This window comes from Microbacterium sp. KRD172, assembly GCF_017168295.1.
GTDB classification, from domain to species: Bacteria; Actinomycetota; Actinomycetes; order Actinomycetales; family Microbacteriaceae; genus Microbacterium; species Microbacterium profundi.
In genome coordinates this window covers 3,060,420-3,064,807 of record NZ_JABFAS010000002.1, presented here as the reverse complement: position 1 = coordinate 3,064,807, position 4,388 = coordinate 3,060,420, and the positions used below count along the sequence as shown (strand labels likewise).

The following is a 4,388-nucleotide window of genomic DNA, read 5'->3' as shown; positions in this document are numbered from 1 at the left end:
GGGCGGGAGGGGCTTCGACTCCCTCCGGTCACTCAACCCGTTTCGTCTCCTCAGGCTTCGCCGTCGTCGCTCAACGACCCGCACCAAGGTTCCCCGCAGACAGAGTCCCATGCAGGCGCTGACCTCCGCGGGGCGTTGAGCGAGCCGGGGGCGAGACGAAACGGGTTGAGCGAGGTGGTCGTTGAGCGAGCCGTAGGCGAGTCGAAACGCAGCAGCGACGAGTCGAAGCCTCGCTCTTCCGACCCGCAATCTCCTTTGGTCGAGATCGTGCGGGCTTCCCTGCAGTTGCTGGTACAGGATGCCGGTCGTCCCGGACACGCGGCACTCGGAGTCTCGGCATCCGGGGCCGCCGACCGCACGGCGCTGCGCGATGCCAACCGGGCGGTGGGCAATGAGACCGCGGCCGCGGTGCTCGAGAGCGTCGGTGGCCTGACCCTCCGCTTCCACGGCGACGGCGTCGCCGCCGTCACAGGTGCGATCGGAGCGATCACGCTGACCGATGCCGAGGGCCTCACCCGCAGCATCCCGCACGGCGTTCCGTTCGCGACCGTCGATGGCGACGAGCTCACCCTCGGCCACCCGAGCCCCGGCCTGCGCTACGTGGTAGGTGTCCGTGGCGGTATCGACGCAGCATCCGCTCTCGGCAGCCGAGCCAGCGACACGCTCGCGGGCCTCGGGCCTGAACCGCTCGTCGCCGGTGATCTCGTCGCCATCGGAGATGCCGCGCGTTACGCGGTCGACCCCGTTGCCACTCCGCGCGAACTGCCTGCATCCGGCGACCTCGTCGAGCTCGATATCACGCTCGGCCCGCGGGACGACTGGTTCACGGCATCCGCTCTCGTGGCCCTGACGACGCAGGAGTGGCTGGTCACGCCGCGGTCCGATCGGGTCGGCATCCGACTGCAGGGCGATGTGCCGCTCGAGCGCGCGACACAGGGCGAATTGCCCAGCGAGGGCGCCGTGACCGGCGCGATCCAGGTGCCGCCCGACGGGCAGCCGGTGCTGTTCCTGCCGGATCATCCACTCACCGGCGGGTACCCGATCATCGGCGCCCTGACCGATCGCTGCCTTGATCTCGCCGCCCAGTTGCCGCCGGGTGCGCGCATCCGTTTCCGCACTCCCCGCAACGAAGAAGGACTGTCATGAAGAAGGTGCTGATCGCCAATCGCGGCGAGATCGCGGTGCGCGTGATCCGCGCATGCGCCGAGGCCGGCTACGCCTCGGTCGCCGTGTACGCCGATCAGGATGCCGACGCGCTGCACGTGCGTCTGGCTGACGAGGCGGTGGGGCTGGGCGGGACGACCGCCGCCGACACGTACCTCTCGATCGCCGCGCTGCTGCGCGCTGCCGCCGACAGCGGGGCGGATGCCGTGCACCCTGGCTATGGATTCCTCTCGGAGAGCGCGGAATTCGCCCGCGCGGTCGAGGGCGCAGGATTGGTCTGGGTCGGACCGACGCCTGCGAGCATCGACGCGCTCGGCGACAAGATGACCGCACGGCGCATCGCGCAGAGGGTGAACGCACCGCTCGCGGCAGGCACGGATCAGCCGCTCTCAGGGCCTGCCGAAGCGGTCGCATTCGCGGAGGAGCACGGGCTGCCGATCGCGATCAAGGCCGCGTTCGGAGGCGGAGGTCGCGGGCTGAAGGTCGTCCGCGAACTGTCGGAGGTGGCAGAGGCGTTCGACGCCGCGACCCGCGAGGCGATCGTGGCGTTCGGGCGAGGGGAGTGCTTCGTGGAGCGTTTCCTCGAGAGCCCGCGGCACATCGAGGTGCAGGTGCTCGGCGACGGCCAGGGTGAGATCGTGGTCGTCGGCGACCGCGACTGCTCGATGCAGCGACGCAATCAGAAGCTGATCGAAGAGGCTCCGGCGCCCGGGCTGACCGCTGCGCAGCGCGCCGAGATCCACGACGCCGCGCGTCGGATCTGCGCCGAGGTCTCTTACCGTGGCGCGGGAACCGTCGAGTTCCTGCTCGCCGCGGACGGCACGATCTCGTTCCTCGAGGTGAACACGCGGCTGCAGGTCGAGCATCCGGTGACCGAGGAGGTCACGGGTGTCGACCTGGTGGCCGAGCAGTTCCGGATCGCGTTCGGGGACGGGCCGTCTGTCCGTTCGACGCCCGAGCCGCGGGGGCATGCATTCGAGTTCCGGATCAACGCGGAGGATCCCGGTCGCGGGTTCCTGCCCAGCCCCGGTGAGGTGTCGACTCTGCGGATTCCCGGCGGACCAGGCGTGCGGTGGGACAGCGGGATCGAAGCGGGTGATGCCGTGCAGTCGGCGTTCGATTCGATGATCGCGAAGCTCGTCGTGCATGCGGATTCGCGGGATGCCGCGCTGGTGCGCGCGCGCCGTGCCCTGCGTGAGCTGTCGGTCGAGGGGCCGGCGACCGTCATCCCGTTCGATCGCCTGGCCGTCGACGAGCCGGAGTTCCAGAGCGCGACGTTCGCCGTGCACACGCAGTGGATCGAGAGCACGCTGTTGCCGCGACTGGAGCCGCAGCTGCGGCCCGCGCCCGTGGACGATGCCGCGCTGCAGCGCTTCCCGGTGGAGATCGACGGGCGTCGCGTGATGCTCGGAGTGCCCGTGGGGTTGCTGCGAGGGTTCGCAGGTGCGGCCGTGCCGGTGGATGCTGCGGCATCCGTTGATCCCGCCGAGTTGCGGGCGCCGGCTCCCGGCACGCTGGTGCGGTGGCTCGTGGATGACGGAGCTTCCGTAGAGGAGGGGGATGCCGTCGCCGTGCTCGACGCGATGAAGATGGAGACGCAGGTCAGCGCACATCGTGCCGGCGCGCTGGTGCACGCGGCATCCGTCGGGGAGGCGATCGCCGCTGATGCTGTGATCGGCCGTATCGGCTGAGCGCGGCATCCGCCTCGAACCGGAGGAGATCTCCCCGATGGGAGGAGATCCGGGCCTGCGCCGCATCAGCCCGCCCTGATGTTACGCACTGCGGAGGTTGTCACGCCGGTCGGAGGCTTTCGATCAGAACCTCCGACGTGCGTGACAACCTCCGACAGGTGTGACGCGCCGAGCGCCTACTCCGGGTCGCCGCCCAGCGGGCCGACGGCCGGGATGGGGCCGCCGTCATCTGCTCCGGTCTTGCGCGCACGGGCGATCGCGTTGCCGACGTGATAGACCAGCAGGGCCGCGACCGTGCCGATCACGATGGCGCCGAGTTGGAACGCGCCCCACTGCATCGCGAACCCGCCGACCGCCATGACGAACGAGATCGCGACGGTGTATTGGTTGACCGGGCGGGAGAAGTCGACGCGGTTGTCGACCCAGATCTTGATGCCGATGACGCCGATCAGGCCGTAGAGCGCGGTGGTCACGCCGCCGAGAACTCCGGGCGGGATGGTGTTGAAGATCACGCCGATCTTCGGCGAGAAGGCCAGCAGGATCGCGGCGAAGCCGGCCACCCAGTACGCGGCGGTGGAGTAGACGCGGGTGGCGGCCATTACGCCGATGTTCTCGCCGTACGTCGTGGTGGCCGAGCCGCCGAAGCCGCCGGCGAGCGTGGTGGCGAGGCCGTCGGCGATGAGGGCGCGCCCGGTGTGCTTGTTGATCGACGGGTCGTTCGTCATGGTCGCGACGCCACGCACGTGCCCGACGTTCTCGGCGATGAGCACGAGCACGACCGGGAGGAACATCGGCACGAAGGCCCACGCCATGGGGTCGGTGACCGCGGCGAGGTGGAAGTCAGGCAGGCCGATCCACGCCGCGTCGGCGACGCCTTCGAACGAGACCTGCCCGGTGAAGATCGCCACGACATATCCGACGATCACGCCCAGGAAGATCGAGATGCGCCCGAGGAACCCGCGGAACAGCACGCTGAACAGCACTACCGCGATGAGCGTCACAGAGGCGAGCTCGGGCTGCAGCGTGAAGTTGTTCCACGCGGCGGGTGCGAGGTTGAAGCCGATCAGAGCGACGATGGAGCCTGCGACGACGGGAGGCATGAACCGGTCGATCCACCCGACGCCCACGGCCTGCACGAGAAAACCGATGCCGGCGAGCAGCACACCGACGACGAGCACACCGACGAGGGCTTGGGTGATCTGCTGAGCGGTCTCCAGCGCCTGCCCTGCATTGATCGCGGTGATCGGGGCGAGGAACGCGAAAGACGAACCCAGGTAGCTGGGCAGGCGGTTCCGCGTGATCAGCAGGAAGAGCAGGGTGCCGAGGCCCGAGAACAGCAGCGTCGTCGACACCGGGAAGCCGGTGATGATCGGCACCAGGAACGTCGCGCCGAACATCGCGACGATGTGCTGCGCGCCGATCGCGAAGGTGGCGGGCCAGTTCAGGCGCTCTTCGGGCTTGACGACTGCACCGGGGGCGACGGTGTGGCCGTCGCCATGGATCTTCCACACGGGCATGGGGGCTCCTCAGAAA

Annotated in this window: 3 protein-coding genes; 2 read left to right on the top strand and 1 reads right to left on the bottom strand. The window is 69.3% G+C overall.

Annotated features, from left to right (window positions below):
- The first annotated feature begins 267 nt into the window (after window positions 1-267).
- Both J1M43_RS15055 and J1M43_RS15050 read left to right on the top strand, forming a co-directional pair.
- Complete coding sequence (locus tag J1M43_RS15055; RefSeq protein WP_307823503.1) at window positions 268-1,146, top strand: biotin-dependent carboxyltransferase family protein; 879 nt, start codon at window positions 268-270, stop codon at window positions 1,144-1,146.
- On the top strand, window positions 1,143-2,855 hold the full coding sequence (locus J1M43_RS15050; protein ID WP_206477190.1) for a biotin carboxylase N-terminal domain-containing protein: 1,713 nt from the start codon (window positions 1,143-1,145) through the stop codon (window positions 2,853-2,855). Before J1M43_RS15055 ends, J1M43_RS15050 begins: the two co-directional genes overlap by 4 nt.
- A gap of 176 nt (window positions 2,856-3,031) precedes the next feature.
- Here J1M43_RS15050 and J1M43_RS15045 read toward each other — a convergent pair whose 3' ends face one another.
- On the bottom strand, window positions 3,032-4,372 hold the full coding sequence (locus J1M43_RS15045; RefSeq protein ID WP_206477189.1) for a uracil-xanthine permease family protein: 1,341 nt from the start codon (window positions 4,370-4,372) through the stop codon (window positions 3,032-3,034).
- Window positions 4,373-4,388: the final 16 nt, after the last annotated feature.

Coding starts and splice junctions, on each gene's coding strand:
- J1M43_RS15050 (WP_206477190.1), top strand. CDS start 1,143: ATGAAGAAGGTGCTGATCGCCAATCGCGGCGAGATCGCGGTGCGCGTG.
- J1M43_RS15045 (WP_206477189.1), bottom strand. CDS start 4,372: ATGCCCGTGTGGAAGATCCATGGCGACGGCCACACCGTCGCCCCCGGT.